This is a genomic window from Streptomyces cathayae (assembly GCF_029760955.1).
Classification (GTDB): domain Bacteria; phylum Actinomycetota; class Actinomycetes; order Streptomycetales; family Streptomycetaceae; genus Streptomyces; species Streptomyces cathayae.
Window position 1 is genome coordinate 4,932,225 of sequence record NZ_CP121682.1, and the last position, 15,643, is coordinate 4,947,867.

Below are 15,643 nucleotides of genomic sequence, written 5' to 3' on the forward strand. Positions count from 1 at the left end.
GATAATTTCGGGAAATTCTAGTGGTATCCAGTTGGAGCGACCTCGATGAAGAAGTCGCGGAGAGCGCCTCTGATCGTTGCATCAGGTGTCATCACGCTGGTCGGCTGCGACGTAGCCTCTAACGCTGCAAAACAAGCTCCAGAAGAAAGTCATAGGGCGGTTATGGATATCACCATGCAGCAGGCTGGTGAGCGTGCAGATTCGATGCTTGATGCGACTTTGAGCGCAATCAAGCCTGAAGTTATATGGACTCATAGCGGGACTTCTGAAGGTAGTTGCGATGTTTCTCGCTCGCGTATGGTGATGACCATCATCTCCAAGGAGCGTCGAGGGGACTTTCTTGGAGTCGTGCAGCGTTTCTGGGAGAAGAGCGGGTACATGATCAAGTCTGTAAACAAGAGTGGGGAATTCCCGGCTATTTTCGCTCAATCGTCTGACGGGTTCGGCATCTCCCTTGCAGTCGGTGGCGCAGGGCAGGTCGCCTTCGAGGTTGATTCCCCATGTGTTAAGCCGTCCGAGGTTGACGATCCCGCAACTCCAGCCAACGGTCCCGACTACGATCACCCCATTCCTCGTCCCAACGTCCACTCTGACTTCTGGTCGTCAACCACGTCAATCTCTGCAGCATCACCAACAGTGCCTGCGGGCTGATGATGACTCAGGAAATCCGTCTCCATCCCCCTGCGCTGGCATGTGCAGGGGAATACCGTCAACCCCGCTCCAAGCGTGATGCGTGCTAACGCCGCGAGGCAGAGTTCCCGTTGGGCAGCCGCGGCGCTGGTTCTGATGCTTGCCGGATGTGGGTCGGCCGGTTCTGGATCCTCTGCCAAGAAGCGGGAGACGCGGATGAACATGCAGGAGGCCGCTGACAGAGCGGACAGCATTCTGGATGAGACGTTGGCGGCCATAAATCCCCCCGTTCAGTGGACGCACGCTTACTCCATGCCGGGTGATTGCTATGTGGATCGCGAGCGTTCCGTCATGACGATGATTTCGGAAGAGCGACGCGGCAGCTTTCTAGGTGTTTTGGAAGGCCACTGGAAGGACAGTGGTTACAGTTTCGTTGCGGCAAGTGAGAACGGATTTGCTGTCAACTTCAAAACGCAGGACGGCTTCCAACTGCAAGCCCTGGTCGGGTCCAACGGTCAGGCCCATATCGGCGTTACTACCCCTTGCGTGGAGAAGTCCGAGATTGCTTCGCCGGCCAGTAGTCCGAACGGCCCGGACTACTCGAAGCGGGAGCTTCCGGCTCCAAACGTCCGATCTGACTTCTGGTCGGCAACCAGCCCGATTTCCTCCGCTTCGCCAACGACACCGGCGAGTGAAGGGTGAACCGCAGCGGCGTACAGGCCACTGACATCTCCGTGGCCATCGCCACCGAGTCCGGACTCGGCGCCCCTGTGCTCCAGATCGTGCGCGAGGCGCTGGGGTCCGGGTTCCGTGTGGTCGCGGTGGACCGGTTGCGGGGTGGGAGTAAGAAGGGGGTCTACCGGGTCCGGGGCGACGGTTCGCGTGCGGTGAGTGTGATCGTCTACAGCTGGGCCGAGTCCGAGAACTTCTGGCCAGGTTCGGAAGGCGCCGACGCGGCACACCCGTTCGCCCCCGCCTCCGGGCTGGCCCCCTTCCTCGCCGCTCAGCGGAGGCTGGACCGCCTCGGGGTCCGGGTTCCCGAGGTGCTCCTGGCCGACGACAGTCGTCGGCGGTACCCGGCGGACGTCGCGGTGGTCGAGGACGTGGCCGGTGGCACCCTCGAAGCGCTTCTGGCGACGGACCCCGCCCGTGCGGCGGCTGCCTTGGGCGAGCTGGCCGCCATGCTCGACGTGATGCACCGGCAGCACAGTCGGCGGTACGGCAGGGTGGACGTGCTCGAGCGGGGCGACAGGGCGAGCGGTGTTTCGTGCGAGCAGCTGGTTCTCGAGCGGGCCCTCGAGGATCTGGCGGACGCGGCGGAACGGGCCCCCGGGATCGGTTCAGCCGCGAGTCCTCTGCACGACCGCCTCCAGGAGCTGGCCGCAGTCGTCCCGCCTCGGACGAGCCACGGACTGATCCACGGCGAACTCGGGCCCGACCACGTCCTGGTCGACGCCTCCGGGCGTCCGGTCCTGATCGACATCGAGGGGCTGATGTTCTTCGACGTCGAGTGGGAGCACGTCTTCCTTCAGCTCCGCTTCGGTGAGCAGTACACGGCCTTGTCCCGCCCCGGCCTCGATCCGGCACGGCTCGATCTCTACATGCTCGCCATGCGTCTCTCCCTGGTGGCCGGCCCTCTGCGCCTCCTCGACGGCGACTTCCCGCACCGGGCGGCGATGCGCGGGATCGCCGAACACAACGCGAAGGAGGCGTTGGCGCTCCTGCCATCGAGGTGACCGAGTGGAAAGCCCTCCCCACGGCCCCACACCGCCCCGGGCCGAAGTCAGGCCGGCGGATGAGTCGAGGGACCGGCGAGCGGGTCGGTGAGCAGGGCGTCGAGCAAGGCGTCGAGCGGGGCGGGTACGCGGTCGGGTTCGAGGGCCTCGACGAGGACGCGACCGTAGCGGATCTTGCGCCCCTTCTTCGTGCCGAGGAAGCGCCGCAGCTGCTGTTGCGGGGTGCGGCCCTGCTGTGCGGGCTGGCGCAGGAAGGTCTGCAGGGCGCGCAGGTCGCCCTCCGCCTCGACGAGTTGCTCCACCCGCGCCACACCCAGCGCGCGGATCAGCTCGTCCTCCAGGTCCGCCGCGCAGACGAAGAACCGCTGCGACTGTGCCGCCCCGGTCCCCACCGCCCGGGCCCCCACCTCCCCGGCCCCCGCCTCCCCGGTCAGGGCACGGGCGTAGAAGCGACGTTCCCGCACGTCGCACAGTCCCGTGAGGCGCAGGCCCAGGCCGGGTGGCGGCCCGAGAAGCCGGGCGAAGCGCCCGACGCTCATCGCACCGCCCATCGGCAGCACGCACACCCCTTCGCCCTCCAGGTCCCGCCCGCGCCGCTCGGCCAGTGCGTCGACGGCCGCGGCGTCGCTCGGCCCTTCGAGCAGGACGACCGCCCGGACGGGCAACCGCGCCGCCAGCTCACGCGCGGGCTCGCCCGGCCCACCGGCGTCCCACGCGACGACTGCTTCCCGGAACGCCCCCATGTCGGCCATGCGGAAAGTCTCCGCCCTCTCCGGCCGGGACGGTACGGATTTTCTCCGCCGGAGCCCTGGCGATCTCCTCCTCGGCCCGAGGGCGCCTCTCCCCCCGGACGGAACCAGGTGATCCGGGCGGACGTTCTCGGCAGTGGAAACCCTGACCGAAGGAGAAGATGGTCATGGATATCGCGGGGAATCCCTCGTCCCGGCGCACCGTGCTCGCCCTGGCAGCCGGAGCAGCACTGGCCACCGCCTTACCTACGAGTGGAAGCGCCCACGCGTCGACCCCCGCGGGCAGCAGCGAGGTCGTGCGCCGGCTGAGGGATCTCGAACAGCGGCATTCCGCCCGGCTGGGGGTCTACGCCCGCGACGTCGCCACCGGCCGGACGGTGCGGTACCGCGCGCACGAGCGTTTCCCCGTCTGTTCGCTCTTCAAGACACTGGCCGTCGCGGCCGTGCTGCGGGACCTCGACCGTGACGGGGAGTTCCTGGCCAGACGCGTCCGGTACACCGGGAAGGACGTCACGGACTCCGGCTACGCGCCGATCACCGGTGAGCCGGAGAACCTCGCCGACGGCATGACGGTCGCGGAACTGTGCGCCGCCACGATCTGCTACAGCGACAACGCCGCGGGAAACCTCCTGCTCAGGGAGCTGGGAGGGCCCACCGCGATCACCCGGTTCTGCCGCTCCGTCGGGGACGGGACGACGCGGCTCGACCGCTGGGAGCCCGAACTGAACTCCGCCGAACCGTGGCGCAGGACGGACACCACCACCCCGAGCGCCATCGCGGGGACCTACGCCCGTCTGGTCCTCGGCACCGCACTCGCGGCCGGCGACCGCGAACGGCTCACCGGCTGGCTGCTCGCCAACACCACGGGCGGCGCGAGACTGCGAGCCGGCCTGCCCTCCGACTGGACCGTCGCCGACAAGACGGGGGGCGGGATGTACGGGGCCAACCACGACGTGGGCATCACCTGGCCCCCGGGCCGCCGCTCACCCCTCGTCATGGCGGTCCTCACGACGAAACACGAGCCCGACGCCTCCCCCGACAACCCACTGATCGCCGAAACCGCCACCCTCCTGGCGGAAGCGCTCACCTGACCCCTGGGACAGGGCCCGAAAACGGCTCGGGCGGTGCTCGCGCGGTGAGCGCGGGCACCGCCCGAGGCGATGTCGATGTGGAGGGCGAGGAGAGCGAAAGGGCTTGTTCAGGAAAGGATTTGAGAAGGAAGCCCCTTCATGGCCTCGCCGTGGGCAACGCTAGCACTCAGCCCGGGATCACGTCGCGCAGGTTTTCGAGGGTGATGACCCGGGAGCCCGGGTGCAGTCCCTCGGGGCGTTCGAGACCGATGTACGTCACGGGTTCCTCCGGGACCGGCCCGCCGTCCCACAGGTCCACGGCCGTGGTGGTGCCGTCGGACATCAGGTCGACCAGGTACCGCACCGTCAGGTGCTCGCGCTCCGCGACGGCGCGCACCAGTTTGGACACCGACACCTGGTTCTGCTCGACCCGGTTGGCCGACGAGACGCCCTCCAGGTACAGGTGCAGCCACTTCGCGCGCCACCGGCCGCCGTCCTCGCGCCGGAACACCAGCGGCAGCGCCACCCGGCCCGCCCCGCGGAGGTCCGACTTCATGCGCACCGTGCGCGGCTCGAACGGCCGGCCCTTCTGTTCACCGTCGCGCAGCATGAAACCGAAGAACGACTCCTCGACCTCCTCGAAGCCCTCGCCGTCGTAGATGTTGACCTGCGGAACGATGAACGCGCCGCGTACCCGGCGCAGGGTCAGGTCGATGAACTCCGAGGCCCCGTCGGGTGCCTGGGTGACGTCGCCCGAGTGCCTGCCCCCGCCGCCCCTGAGGGAGGTGTAGGAGAGCCAGGAGCGGGTGGTGTAGTCCGCGTCGAGGAGCAGCGCCGAGAGGTCGTAGTCGGTCCGGTGTTCGGTCTGCTTCCAGTACACGAAGAAGCGCAGTCGTTCGCCGTCGACCGCCGAGAGGGAACCTCGCGGCAGTACGCCGAGCCCGGCCGCGGTCGCCCGGCCGCTGAGCGGGAGCGCCACGTCGAGGACGTCGGGGTCGAGCAGCAGTCGGCCCGGTGCGGGGAGCCTGCGGCGCAGCTCGGCGTCGAGGGCGGCGGTCAGCCGGTCGCGGTCGGCGGCGGGGACCGGCGGCCGGGTGTCGGGGGCGGCCCAGCCGCGGCCACGGCTGTTGACGAAGATCCGGGGCGCGCCGGTCGCCCGCTCCCGGTTCTGGAAGTGCTCGCGGACCGAGAGCACGACCCGGCCGGAGACCTCGGGGGCGACCCGCGCCGCGGCGGCCACCACCGCGTCCCGCTCGTCCTGGTCGGCGGCGCCGCGCAGCAGGAGGTCCAGGGCGCGGAACAGCTTGCCGGGAGCGGACTCCAGCAGCCGCACCGCACCGGGGACGTCGGACGCGCCGAGCAGTTCCTCGACACGGCTGTCGAAGGACCGCGCCTCCTTCTCGCCCCGCGCCACGGCGAACACCTCGGCGGCGTGCGGCCAGCGCGGGTACTCGTGCGGGTGGAGACGTTCGCCGAGCCGCTTGAAGGGCTCGCGGTGCGCGTGCACGTCGGCCAGCTTGGCGGGGTTCGCCGCGACCACGGCGTCGAGGCCCGCGAGCAGCGCACGGCGGGCCGGCCGCGGGAGGGTACGGAACCGGGTCGGCTCCTGCAGCGTGACGTCGCCGCCCGACAGCGCGCAGGCCAGCCGCAGCACGTCGGTGACGGTGTCCAGCAGGAGGTCCGTGCCGGCGGCGAGACGGGCCTCGTTGACGACCGCCCGGTTCTCCCGGACCGGGATCGACTCCGGCTGGGGGCCGAGCGCGCAGCACTCGGCGAGGGTCCTGAGGTCGCGCAGGTGCTCCTCGCCCAGCGGCGTCGTGCTGCCCGCCAGGGCCAGGTACAGGTCCGTGAGTTCGTCGTCCAGGCCCCGCCCGAGGTGCAGCACGGTCACCCGGTCGCCCGCCGAGGCGATCAGCTCGCCCTGCGCCGCGAGCATCTCCTCGTAGGTGTGCCGGTAGCGGCCGTACGCGGGGAGGCTGAGCAGATTCAGCACCCCGTGTGCCGGCTGCGTCAGCACGCTCTCGCGCGAGGTGTCGTCGCCGAGCGCCTCCGCCACGCACCGCATCCAGAACTCCTCGGTGTCCGGCACGTTCGCCGGGAAGTCGATGAAGTACGCGTTGTGCCGGACGTGGTCGCCCACCATCTCGCGCACGGTGCGCAGCGTCCGCTGGGCGGTGTGCAGGACCGCGGCCTCGGACAGCCCCGACAGCCGCTCCAGCAGCTCCGCCGAGAGCTTGAAGCCCACGGACGTCAGCGCCGCGTCGAACTGCCGGGCGGCGGTGGCTCCTTGACCTGCGGAACCCCTGGGGGAGGAAAGGCGGTGGGTGTGCCGGATGACCAGCGATTCGAGACTGTGCGCCATTCGAGGATGGTCGCAGAGCGGTGCGAGCCGACGCACAGGAGTTTTCGTCCGCGCTGCCGAAGGTCCTACCGGGCGGCCGACGGCATCCGGACGACCGCGGTCCCTCCGTCCAGATCCACCGTCGTCCGGTCCGGTGGCGCCCCGTCCTCCTCGTCGTCGCGCATCAGGAGGGCCGACCGGCGCTCCTTCAGTTCGTTCTGCTTGCCCGGCGAAAGGGTCGCGTGCAGTTGCTCGAACCCGGTCGCCGATATCTGGCCCTGACGTGCTCCGTTCCGCCACGGAAGGACGCCGGCCCGGCCCGCATGCAACAGAAGCTGATCGACGAAGGCCAGCGCGGTCAGCAGGATGACCAGTCCGGGCAGGGTCATGAAGACGAGGGATGCCATGGCCTCAGTATCCAGGCCGAGCCCGCCCGCGTCCCCGGCGGTTCAGCCGCCGACCACCTTGCTCACGAGGCACGCGGGCCGACGCGTCTGATCAGGCATCTGTGGCCGATGACACCTCGTACTCGGGCAGGCGGCCCGGGTCGTTCGCGCAGGAGCCTCGGAGGCTCCCACGCGCTCTCGGCCAGGCAGAACCGTTCCCCAGGTGGCGGAGGCGACCGTGCCCCGTCTCCATGTGGCCTGGTGGCCCGGGTTGCCGGGCCGCCCGCGTACGCCCGGTACGTGGGCGGCCCTCCGCCTTGCGATCACAGCGCACCGGACACCGCGAGCCCCGCCCTGCGGACAGGCGACGCCACTTCACGGACAGGGCCCGGGACGGATCGCGCACCACGATCCGTTCAGCTGAAGGGGACGGCATCCGCCGGGGCGGTGTGCCAGTTGGTGACCACCGGCTTGTCGACCGTGATGGTGCCGACCTTGAGGGAGACCGGGTTGGGGTCGTCATCACCGACAGCGACGATGATGGAGTCCAGTTCCTTGCCACTGTTGTCGTTGGTGGTCTTCGGGTTCACCCCGGCGTACGCGGTGGTGCTCCCGCTCAGCTTGATCTGTTCGCCGACGGTCTGCTCCGCGGGCCCCGCCTGGGTGCCGTCGGAGCCGAACGCCACGGTCGGAAGCGCGGCGGGCAGGTAGCAGGTGATCCCCGACTTCGCCTTGGCCATGATCAGGATGTAGCCGCCGGCCTGGCTCTCGGACCTGGTGCTCCAGGAGATGTCGTTGGCGCCGCAGCTCTGCTCGACCGGCACCCGCTTGCCGTCGCCCGTGTCGACGCCGGAACCGTCCGGCCCCTTGTCCTCCTCGACCGGCTGCCGCCCGCCGTCACCGGTGTCGGCGCCGGAACCGCCCGGCTCCCCGTTCTCCCCGCCCGCCGTGGAGGAACCGGGCGAGGCGGCCGCCGAGGAGTCCGGCGTGGGAGTGGCCCCGTCCTCGCAGGCGGTCATCAGCAGGGTGCCGCACACGGCGGCTGCGGAGAGGAGTAAAGCCTTGCGACGGTTGCTGGACATGAAATCCCCCTGAGTGTCAGGTAGTTGAGTCCGGAGCCGTGACGGCTTCCGGTGGTCGCTCGATCACTATGACGGGGCCACGGGCCAAAGGGATGCCGACGTCTCCGCTCCAGGACAACGCTGTCACCAACCGGTGACACGGCTACGGACAGCTGGAGAAGCCCGGACCGGTTCGCCGGGCGGAAGCTTTCCGCGGGAAGCAGTCGACGAGGAGTGGTGGGGGAGAGCGACAAGGCAAGACCCTGTCCGAGGGGTCCGGCGCGGGCACGGTTTCCGTGACCGGCCGCGTCGCCGTCCTGCCGATCGCCGACACCCCTTGGGTGTTCAACGCCGCATCGGCAGCTCCAGCAGGCCGGCGAGCTCGGCGTCGGTCGCCGGCCTGAGCGTCGACAGAATGTGCCGGGCTGCGGACAGATCGGTGGGGGAACCTTCCACGGTCACGGTGTGGACCAGGCCGTCGCGGTGCAGACGCAGTTCCTGGCGCTTGTAGCCGCCCTCGTAGGTCAGCAGTAGGCGGCCTCCGCCGTCGTCCGTGCAGCGGATCGGTTCGCCGAAGGGGACGGGGCAGCCGCGCGCGTCGACGCGCCGGGTGTCGTGTCCCACGCGTTTCACGCCGAGGTGCAGTCGCGTGGAGCGGGGACGCTCGTATTCGGCGCCGAAGCCGTCCTCGCTCGCGCCCAGGACGTGCAGTGCGTAGCCCGGTGGCGGGTCGCCGACCCGTAGCAGGGTGTGGTCCACGCCGTTGGCGGTGAGCCACTCGTCGAGAGTGGGGGGCTGCGTGGCTGCCCAGGTGGCGTACACCCCGCCGACGGCGAGGAGGGTCGCTGCCCCGAGAGCGCCCAGCCTGACGCGGGTGCCCGGAAGGAAGAGCGCGGCTGCGAGCGCGTAGCAGGTGCCTCCGGCCGGGTAGAGCAGAAGGCCGTTCTCCAGGTGATTGATCTTGAAGTTCACCACGGCGGCCCCGAACGCGCCGACCGTGCCGAGCACGTAGACGCTCACTGCCCATGCCCACAGCCCGCGCGCCCGTCGCATGAGCGGCACGAGCGTGCGGACGGCGGTTCCGAACCCCGCGAGCACGACTACCGACAGAAGAGCCACACCGACGAGAACGGCGGCGAACGGAGCCGCTCCGCCGGTGAAGAGGGTGGCGAGCGCCGCCATCAACTGCACGTAGGTCAGGGCGCATCCGACCAGCCAGACAGCCACCAGATGAGCGATTGCGCGCCCCGCGTTCTTTCCCTGCGTCATTCGTATGATCATGCCGGGCGATCGACTCCGGTTCCCTGACCGCAGCAGAGAGCGACACAGAACCCGCCCGACCTGCCGAACAACCACACCGGCCGGCCGAAGCGCTCAGCGGCCGACTGAGACGCCCCTTCACAGCCGGGAGCGTGACACCCGGTGTCCGGTCGGCTGCTCCAGGTCGAACGCCGGGTGCCCCACATCGGTGAACTCCACCTTCAGGCCGCGGGCGCGGCGGCCGCCGTCGCGGAAGCAGACCTCGTCCAGGCCCTCGGCGGCGGTGTCGCGCAGCTGCTCACCGGCGCCGGCGCCCTGGGCCTTGAAGCGGCGGGTATGGATCGCCACATCCGCACCGGCGACCAGAAAGGCCCCCGTGCCGCACCGCTGACCGAGATCCGGGGGCGCCGTCCCCTGTGCGGCGCCCCCGGCCGGGTGGCGCTACGGCAGCCGCTTCTCGTAGCTCTCGTCCTCGTCGGAGTCGTAGACCAGCTTGCCGTCGGCGTCATAACCCTTGATGCGCGGGGCCACGGTGACCTGCCGGTCCAGGACGTCAGAGGCGACGAACCAGCCGTGGTCCAGGGCGGCCTGGCTGGTGGCGCCGCCGTAGGAGACGGTCACCCGGGCCACTGACGGCTCGACCGTGCCGATGACACCCCATCGGAACGGAAGCTTCCAGTTGCCGCGGTCGAGGACCGACTGCCGGTAGAGCTTGCCGCCGTTGCTGTCGGCCGTCACGGGGCCGGCGCCCGGCACATCGTCGGAGCCCACGCTGGTGTTGAGGCCGCTTGCCTCGCCGTCCTTCACAGTGCAGATCAGCCGGGTCTGCTTCGGTCGCTCCTTCACCGCGACGACGTACATGCCGTCGCCGGACGCGTTGGAGTCGCCGGTGCTGTTCATCGCCAGGATGATCCGGTAGTCCTCGGCCGCGCCCAGGTCCGTGCGGAAGTCGGACGGGCCGCCTGCGTGCGACCGGTCGTATGCGAGGCACTTCTCCAGCCCGTCGACGGCCTGCCCGAAGGTGATCCCGTCGAGGAGCTGGTCCTTGGTGGCCGGCCGCGCGGGCCCCGCCGGCGGCGCGGACGGCGTCGCCGACGTCCGCGGCGGGGCGCTGACCGGCGGTGTCGATGCCACCGTGTTCCCGCCCGCATCCCCGTCGGCCAGCGCGTACGCCCCCACGGGCATCGCCGCCAGCGTCACCAGGGCCGCCCCGGCCGCCGCCACCCGGCGCCGCCGCTCGATCGTGCCCCGGCGGCGGATCGCCGGGTACGCCACCGGCGCGGGCCGGATCGTGTTCGCGTCCTCGGCGAGCAGCTCGCGCAGCTGCTCCTCGAAGTCCCCGCTGGTTCCCGTCCCCCGCTGCTTCTGCTCCTCGTTCACTTCCTGCCTCCCTGCCCGGACGGCATTCGGCTGCGGACAGGTCCGTCCACGACCTGCGCGAGCCCCGGATGCGTACGCAACTTCGCCAGCGCCTTGGACGCCTGGCTCTTGACCGTGCCGGGCGAGCAGCCGAGCACCTCGGCGACCTCGGCCTCGGACAGGTCCTCCCAGTAGCGCATGACGATCACCGCCCGCTGCTTCGGCGGCAGTCCGGCCAGCGCCGCGAGCAGGGCGCTGCGCTCGGCGGCCCACGAGGCGGCCTCGTCGCGCCCGGCCACCTCCGGCGGCACCGCGGTCAGCGTCTCCGTGACCCGCCGCTTGCGGAACCGGTCGCTGTTGCAGTTGACCAGTATCCGCCGGACGTACGCCTCCGGCCTGTCGCTGCGCGAGACGCGCCGCCATGAGCGGTACACCTTGGCCAGCGCCGTCTGAGTCAGGTCTTCGGCGTGGTGCACGTCGCCCGTGAGCAGATACGCGGTCCGTACGAGATGGGACCACCGCGCTGTGACGAACTCCTGGAACTCGGCCTCTTGTTCGACCTGCATCAAGCACCCTCCCTCACCCTCCAGACCACGGTTTCGGCGGGTTCGGTTGCCCGGGATCCGGTGTCTCGTCGGACAGGTGAACGGGGCCGCTGACAACAACCAGCGGGGACCGAAGTGTCGAACGTCCCCTGGGACGACGTCGTCACGTCGGCTGACCGGCCTGGGACGATGACGAGCTGGTCGAGGAAGTCGACAGGCAGCTCGACGAAGAGTACGAGGTCACCTATGAGGTGACCGGCGAGAAGGTCGACTCCATCGACTTCAACGCAGGCGGCGGGGACGCGGCCGACCCGAAGCTCGAGACGGTGGACAACCCCACGCTGCCGTGGAAGAAGACGGTGAGGCTGCGTGGCATCGAGGCACCCGTCGTCATACCGGTGACCGTGGACGCCGACGGCTCGGGCGACCTCTCCTGCAAGATCCTCCACAAGGGCAGGACCCTGGCCGAGGAGTCCGACGCGGGCACGGTCTCCGTGACCGGCTGCGTCGCCGTCTCACCGATCGTCGGCTGAGCCGATGGCCGCCGCGGCCGGTCCACCCCCGTGGGTCCGGCCTGCGGCGACATCAACAGAGCCTGGGCCGCGGGATCTTGTCCGGCAACGGTTCGCGCTGTCCGGGACAAGGGCCGGGCTGTCCGGGCAGGTCGGAAGGCTGTCCGGAACGGCGGTAGCGGGATGCCCGACGTGGCCGGGACGGGGATTGCCGGGTGTGAGGCGCGTGGCGACAATGACGGAATGGCGATCTTAGGCGGCTTGGAGCCCGGCGGGGCGCGGACTTCGGCCGAGTACGTCGGACTGCTGCGGCGGCTCAAGGAGCACAGCGGGCTGACCTACCGGCAGTTGGAGGAGCAGGCCGCCGAACGCGGCGACGTGCTCGCCCGCAGCACCCTCGCGGACGTCCTGCGCAGGGACGCACTGCCGCGGGCCGAGCTCGTCGCGGCGCTGGTACGGGCCTGCGGCCCCGGGGAGGACGTGGCCGAGTGGCTCGCCGCCCGGGAACGGCTCGCGGAGGACGAGCGCCTCGCGGCCGCGGAGAGGCCGGAAGCCTCCGGGGCCGGCCATGCGCCGGAGTCCGATCGCGCCCTGGACGCCGACCGCGTTCCGGGGACGGGCCGCGCCCCGGAGAGCGAGGCCGCCGAGGGCGAGACCGCCAAAGGAGAGGCCGCCGGTGGCGGTCGTACGCGTACCGCCCCGCTCGTCGCGCTGGCCTCGCTCGGGACGGTCGTCCTGCTCGTCATCGCCGCGGTGGTCCTGCTGCCGGACGACGAACGGACGGGAGACTCCAAGGGCGCCGGCCCGGAAGTCCCCATGAGCCCGGCGGCCACCCCCGTGGCGGCCGGGCCGACTCCAGGGTGGTCGCGGGTACGGCCGGTCGGGGCACCGACGTTGTGCCTGACCGACGGGGAGGCCCGGGTGGACGGCGACACCAAGACGGTCGCGGTGCAGCGGCCCTGCACGGAGGCGGTGCCACCACGCACGTACCTCCAACGGGAGTCCGACGGCCTGTACCTCATCAAGTGGGACCACCCGGACCACGGCCCCGGCTGCCTCACCGTCCTCGACGGGGGGCCGTTCCACGGGATGCTCGAACCCTGGCCCTGGAAGGCCTGCCGGGGCGGCAGCACCGCCCAACGGTTCCGCATCGAGCCCGCCCCCGGCGGCGGCACGGACCACTGGCGGTTCAGGCCGGCCCAGGACGCGGAACCCCTGTGCGTCGGCATCCGCGAGAGCGCCGAGGACCCCGACGGCTCCCAGGGTTCCGACAAGGCGGGCGCGGTGGCCGTGGCCCAGCGGTGCACCGTGCAGGACGCCAACGGCCAGGTGTTCATCATCGAGCCGGAGTGACACACCGTCACCGGACGCGTACCCACCACCGAACCCGGTCCCACCTCTCGTCGTCCGGAAACCCGACCCGCCCATGAGGTGCCACCCGTACATCACCGGCTTCCCGGGGCCCTCCCGCCGGCGTACGAGCGTGAGACGTGCAGTCGAAAGGGGCGCCGGAAGCCATCTTCTGTGCCTTCGGGCGCCCCTCCTGTGAACACTCCCCCGTCAAGGGGACCTACGCCAGGCCTGCACCTCGGGTGTGCGGGCGAGGCCGTCACCGGAGTGACGACAAGCCGCCGTGCCGCCTGCCTGCGCGTCCGGCCCACTCCGGAGTCGGGGGTCTCCGGGAGTCATCAAGCCCTGACGGGTCCTCCCGTGCCCGGAACGACCCGCCAGTTGCTCCCGTGGGAAGTGCAGTAGGCGTACGACCAGCGGTTGTCGTTCGTCTGGACCCCCCTGGCGATCTTCGTGCTCTTGCCGTTCGTGCAGGTGACCTTGGCGTAGTAGGCGAAGGTCACGTCACAGCGAACCCCGTACGTCCTGCCGTCCTCATCCCACGGCTTACCGTTGGTGCACCACGAGGGGAGGGCCAGCGCGCCCTGCGGTGCTGCCTCGACGGCCTGTGCGGGAACGGCCACGGCACCGAGAGCGAGGACAGCTCCCCCGAGTCCGACACCAAGAGCGGAACGAATACGCACGATGTGCTCCTTCTCAGCTGCTTACGGATTCAGCCGGGACGTCCCCGGCTGACGGCCTCAAGAATGGCAAGGACGAAGAAGGAGGAAAGCGGAGAAAGCTGTCCCGGACAGGGCATGGACTGTCCGGCCTGGCCAGGGCCCTGTCCGAGAAACGTCCGGGACGGGTCTGCCGCGGTGAATGCCGGACCCACTGCGGCGGAGCCCCTGCGGTGATCACCGCGACCCGCGGCGGGCCGCCCCGGCCGCCGGGGCGAGGTGTACGCATGTACTGCGGCGGCATCGGAAGGGTGGGGCGGGCATGACGATGGGAGCAGTGACCGAACTCGGGGCCGAGTGCGTGCTTCGGCCATCACGCGCCCGGGCCGTGGTGCCGCTGTCCGCCCCGCTGCCGCCGCACCCACACGTTGACGGTGAGAACCTCCTCGTCCCCCTCGCGCCACCTTGGCGAACCGGGCAACTCCGCCGACTACGGTGCGACGGGCCCGAAAACCGTGCAGTCCCGCGGCCCGCTCCAGCCGTGGACGGGCTGGGGCTCGCGGAAACGGCCAGGGCCGAGGGGCGCGGCGGCGTACGGCACACCAAGGACAGCCACCACACCGCCGACCGACCGCCGGCCGCGCACCGGGCCGCTCGCCGTCCGGAACTCCGACCCCGCCCACGAAGATGCGTCCCTCATGCGCCGCCGGCCTTCCACGGGCCTCCGCGGCCCCGCGAGCGACTTGTCGGTTCCGGACAGTGGGAACCGTGGCTCTACCCGGGAGGATTGCGGCTCAGGGACCCCACGAACACACTCCACGCACCGGCCCGCACACGCACCACCGGTCCCTCCGCCCGCTTCGAGTCACGTATGAGCGTGCCGTGGGCGGAGTACGCGCATTCCACGCACTCCCCGCCCGCGCCGTTGCTGTAGGACGACCTGAACCATGCCGAAGCGGGTCCCGTCCGATCCGCGGTGCTCACTTCGCGTACTCCTTCACCACTGACTTGATGAGTTGGGCGGAGCGCTGAGGGCTCAGGGCCGCGGCGCGCAGCCCGTCGAAGGCCTTGGTGTACTCGCGGACGTGATGCTCGCCCTCCAGGTAGACAGCGTCCGTGATGCCGTCCCGATACACCAGGTCCGGATCCTCCGGAGCGGGGAAACCGAGCATGGTGAAGGAGCCGGTGGCCGGGTACGTGCCCGCGTCGAAGGGGAGCACCTGCAGGGTCACGTTCGGCAACGCGGCTGAGTCAAGGGCTCGTTCGAGCTGCTCCCGCATCAAGGCGCGGTCGCCGATGACGTTGCGCACCGCACCCTCGTTCACGACGAACCAGGCTTCGGGGGCGTCGGGGCGGGTCAGCATCTCCTGGCGCTCCAGCCGTACCCGAACGGCCCGGTCGATGTCCTCCGGCGAGAGGTGCGCGCCCGTGGTGTGCAACTCACGGGCGTACGCGGCGGTCTGCATCAGGCCGGGCAGCAACTCGCACTGGTACTGGCGAAGCGTGGAGGCGTCCTGCTCCAGGCCGATGTAGATGTTGAACCACTCGGGCACACCGGCACCGTGCACCTGCCACCAGCCGCGGGTCTTCGCCTCGCGGGCCAGCGACTTGAGGAACTCTCGCAGTTCGTCACTCGTCGCGTAGAACCGGCACAGCGCGTCGATGTCGGACGGTTGGACCCTGCCGCTGCCCGTCTCCATACGGTTGACCTTGGAGCCGCTCCAGTCCAGCGCCTGCCCGACCTGAGCACAGGTCAGCGTGCTCTTCTCCCGGAGCTTCTTCAGCTCGATCGACAGACGCCGACGGCGTGCCGTCGGTGAACCGGCCATCCCGCTCTCCTCCACGTGGTGCGTAACGAGAGTTCAGTCTCGTGCCAAGAGGGCTGCTTGCCAATCACTCGGAAGTGGGAATCCCGCTGTGCACATTGCATGAAGGGATGTGCCGGCGTCATTCTGGGCAACGGAGCGACACACAGAGTGAGTGGC

At 70.2% G+C, this 15,643-nt stretch carries 17 protein-coding genes and 1 pseudogene; 6 read left to right on the top strand and 12 right to left on the bottom strand.

The window, feature by feature from the left end; genetic code table 11:
• Positions 1-45 precede the first annotated feature (45 nt).
• The 3 genes from PYS65_RS22595 to PYS65_RS22605 all read left to right on the top strand — a co-directional run bounded on the left by PYS65_RS22595 (position 46) and on the right by PYS65_RS22605 (position 2,366).
• Positions 46-651, top strand: coding sequence for a hypothetical protein (locus PYS65_RS22595; protein WP_279335757.1), 606 nt, complete (start codon positions 46-48; stop codon positions 649-651).
• A gap of 195 nt (positions 652-846) precedes the next feature.
• Entirely contained in the window at positions 847-1,332 is a 486-nt protein-coding gene (locus PYS65_RS22600; RefSeq protein ID WP_279335758.1) for a hypothetical protein, read from the top strand.
• Between the two features lie 38 nt (positions 1,333-1,370).
• Positions 1,371-2,366: a phosphotransferase gene (locus tag PYS65_RS22605; RefSeq protein ID WP_423836165.1), complete on the top strand. Its 996-nt coding sequence runs from the start codon at positions 1,371-1,373 to the stop codon at positions 2,364-2,366.
• Positions 2,367-2,413: 47 nt separating this feature from the next.
• Here the strand turns inward: PYS65_RS22605 and PYS65_RS22610 are convergent, their stop codons facing one another.
• Positions 2,414-3,118 carry a TOPRIM nucleotidyl transferase/hydrolase domain-containing protein gene (locus PYS65_RS22610; protein ID WP_279335760.1) on the bottom strand — a complete coding sequence of 235 codons (705 nt, stop codon included), beginning with the start codon at positions 3,116-3,118 and terminating at the stop codon, positions 2,414-2,416.
• 158 nt (positions 3,119-3,276) lie between these two features.
• Here PYS65_RS22610 and bla point away from each other — a divergent pair, with 158 nt between their 5' ends.
• The gene (gene bla, locus PYS65_RS22615) at positions 3,277-4,206 is read left to right on the top strand and encodes a class A beta-lactamase (protein WP_423836111.1); all 930 of its coding nucleotides are present in this window, start codon (positions 3,277-3,279) and stop codon (positions 4,204-4,206) included.
• 166 nt (positions 4,207-4,372) lie between these two features.
• Here bla and PYS65_RS22620 read toward each other — a convergent pair whose 3' ends face one another.
• The 7 genes from PYS65_RS22620 to PYS65_RS22650 all read right to left on the bottom strand — a co-directional run bounded on the left by PYS65_RS22620 (position 4,373) and on the right by PYS65_RS22650 (position 11,158).
• A complete protein-coding gene (locus PYS65_RS22620; protein WP_279335762.1) occupies positions 4,373-6,547 on the bottom strand; it encodes a TerD family protein in 2,175 nt (724 codons plus the stop codon).
• A 65-nt stretch (positions 6,548-6,612) separates the two neighbouring features.
• Entirely contained in the window at positions 6,613-6,933 is a 321-nt protein-coding gene (locus PYS65_RS22625) for a DUF6191 domain-containing protein (RefSeq protein WP_279335763.1), read from the bottom strand.
• A gap of 395 nt (positions 6,934-7,328) precedes the next feature.
• Positions 7,329-7,994 carry a DUF4232 domain-containing protein gene (locus PYS65_RS22630; RefSeq protein ID WP_279335764.1) on the bottom strand — a complete coding sequence of 222 codons (666 nt, stop codon included), beginning with the start codon at positions 7,992-7,994 and terminating at the stop codon, positions 7,329-7,331.
• Positions 7,995-8,318: 324 nt separating this feature from the next.
• Positions 8,319-9,242 carry a hypothetical protein gene (locus tag PYS65_RS22635; RefSeq protein WP_279335765.1) on the bottom strand — a complete coding sequence of 308 codons (924 nt, stop codon included), beginning with the start codon at positions 9,240-9,242 and terminating at the stop codon, positions 8,319-8,321.
• Positions 9,243-9,371: 129 nt separating this feature from the next.
• A complete protein-coding gene (locus PYS65_RS22640; RefSeq protein ID WP_279335766.1) occupies positions 9,372-9,581 on the bottom strand; it encodes a hypothetical protein in 210 nt (69 codons plus the stop codon).
• A gap of 93 nt (positions 9,582-9,674) precedes the next feature.
• Positions 9,675-10,613: a hypothetical protein gene (locus PYS65_RS22645; protein ID WP_279335767.1), complete on the bottom strand. Its 939-nt coding sequence runs from the start codon at positions 10,611-10,613 to the stop codon at positions 9,675-9,677.
• Positions 10,610-11,158 carry a SigE family RNA polymerase sigma factor gene (locus PYS65_RS22650; protein WP_279335768.1) on the bottom strand — a complete coding sequence of 183 codons (549 nt, stop codon included), beginning with the start codon at positions 11,156-11,158 and terminating at the stop codon, positions 10,610-10,612. Before PYS65_RS22650 ends, PYS65_RS22645 begins: the two co-directional genes overlap by 4 nt.
• A gap of 176 nt (positions 11,159-11,334) precedes the next feature.
• Between PYS65_RS22650 and PYS65_RS22655 the strand changes: the two genes are divergently transcribed.
• Both PYS65_RS22655 and PYS65_RS22660 read left to right on the top strand, forming a co-directional pair.
• A complete protein-coding gene (locus tag PYS65_RS22655; RefSeq protein ID WP_279338037.1) occupies positions 11,335-11,670 on the top strand; it encodes an MmpS family transport accessory protein in 336 nt (111 codons plus the stop codon).
• Positions 11,671-11,892: 222 nt separating this feature from the next.
• The gene (locus PYS65_RS22660) at positions 11,893-13,002 is read left to right on the top strand and encodes a helix-turn-helix transcriptional regulator (protein WP_279335769.1); all 1,110 of its coding nucleotides are present in this window, start codon (positions 11,893-11,895) and stop codon (positions 13,000-13,002) included.
• Positions 13,003-13,337: 335 nt separating this feature from the next.
• Here the strand turns inward: PYS65_RS22660 and PYS65_RS22665 are convergent, their stop codons facing one another.
• The 4 genes and pseudogenes from PYS65_RS22665 to PYS65_RS22680 all read right to left on the bottom strand — a co-directional run bounded on the left by PYS65_RS22665 (position 13,338) and on the right by PYS65_RS22680 (position 15,487).
• Positions 13,338-13,682, bottom strand: coding sequence for a hypothetical protein (locus PYS65_RS22665; RefSeq protein WP_279335770.1), 345 nt, complete (start codon positions 13,680-13,682; stop codon positions 13,338-13,340).
• Positions 13,683-14,076: 394 nt separating this feature from the next.
• Positions 14,077-14,358: pseudogene (locus PYS65_RS22670) on the bottom strand (carboxylesterase family protein); the annotation flags it as partial.
• Between the two features lie 74 nt (positions 14,359-14,432).
• Positions 14,433-14,642 (bottom strand): DUF397 domain-containing protein, encoded by a 210-nt coding sequence (locus tag PYS65_RS22675; protein WP_279335771.1) that lies wholly within the window; start codon positions 14,640-14,642, stop codon positions 14,433-14,435.
• Positions 14,639-15,487 carry a helix-turn-helix domain-containing protein gene (locus tag PYS65_RS22680; protein WP_279335772.1) on the bottom strand — a complete coding sequence of 283 codons (849 nt, stop codon included), beginning with the start codon at positions 15,485-15,487 and terminating at the stop codon, positions 14,639-14,641. Before PYS65_RS22680 ends, PYS65_RS22675 begins: the two co-directional genes overlap by 4 nt.
• Positions 15,488-15,643: the final 156 nt, after the last annotated feature.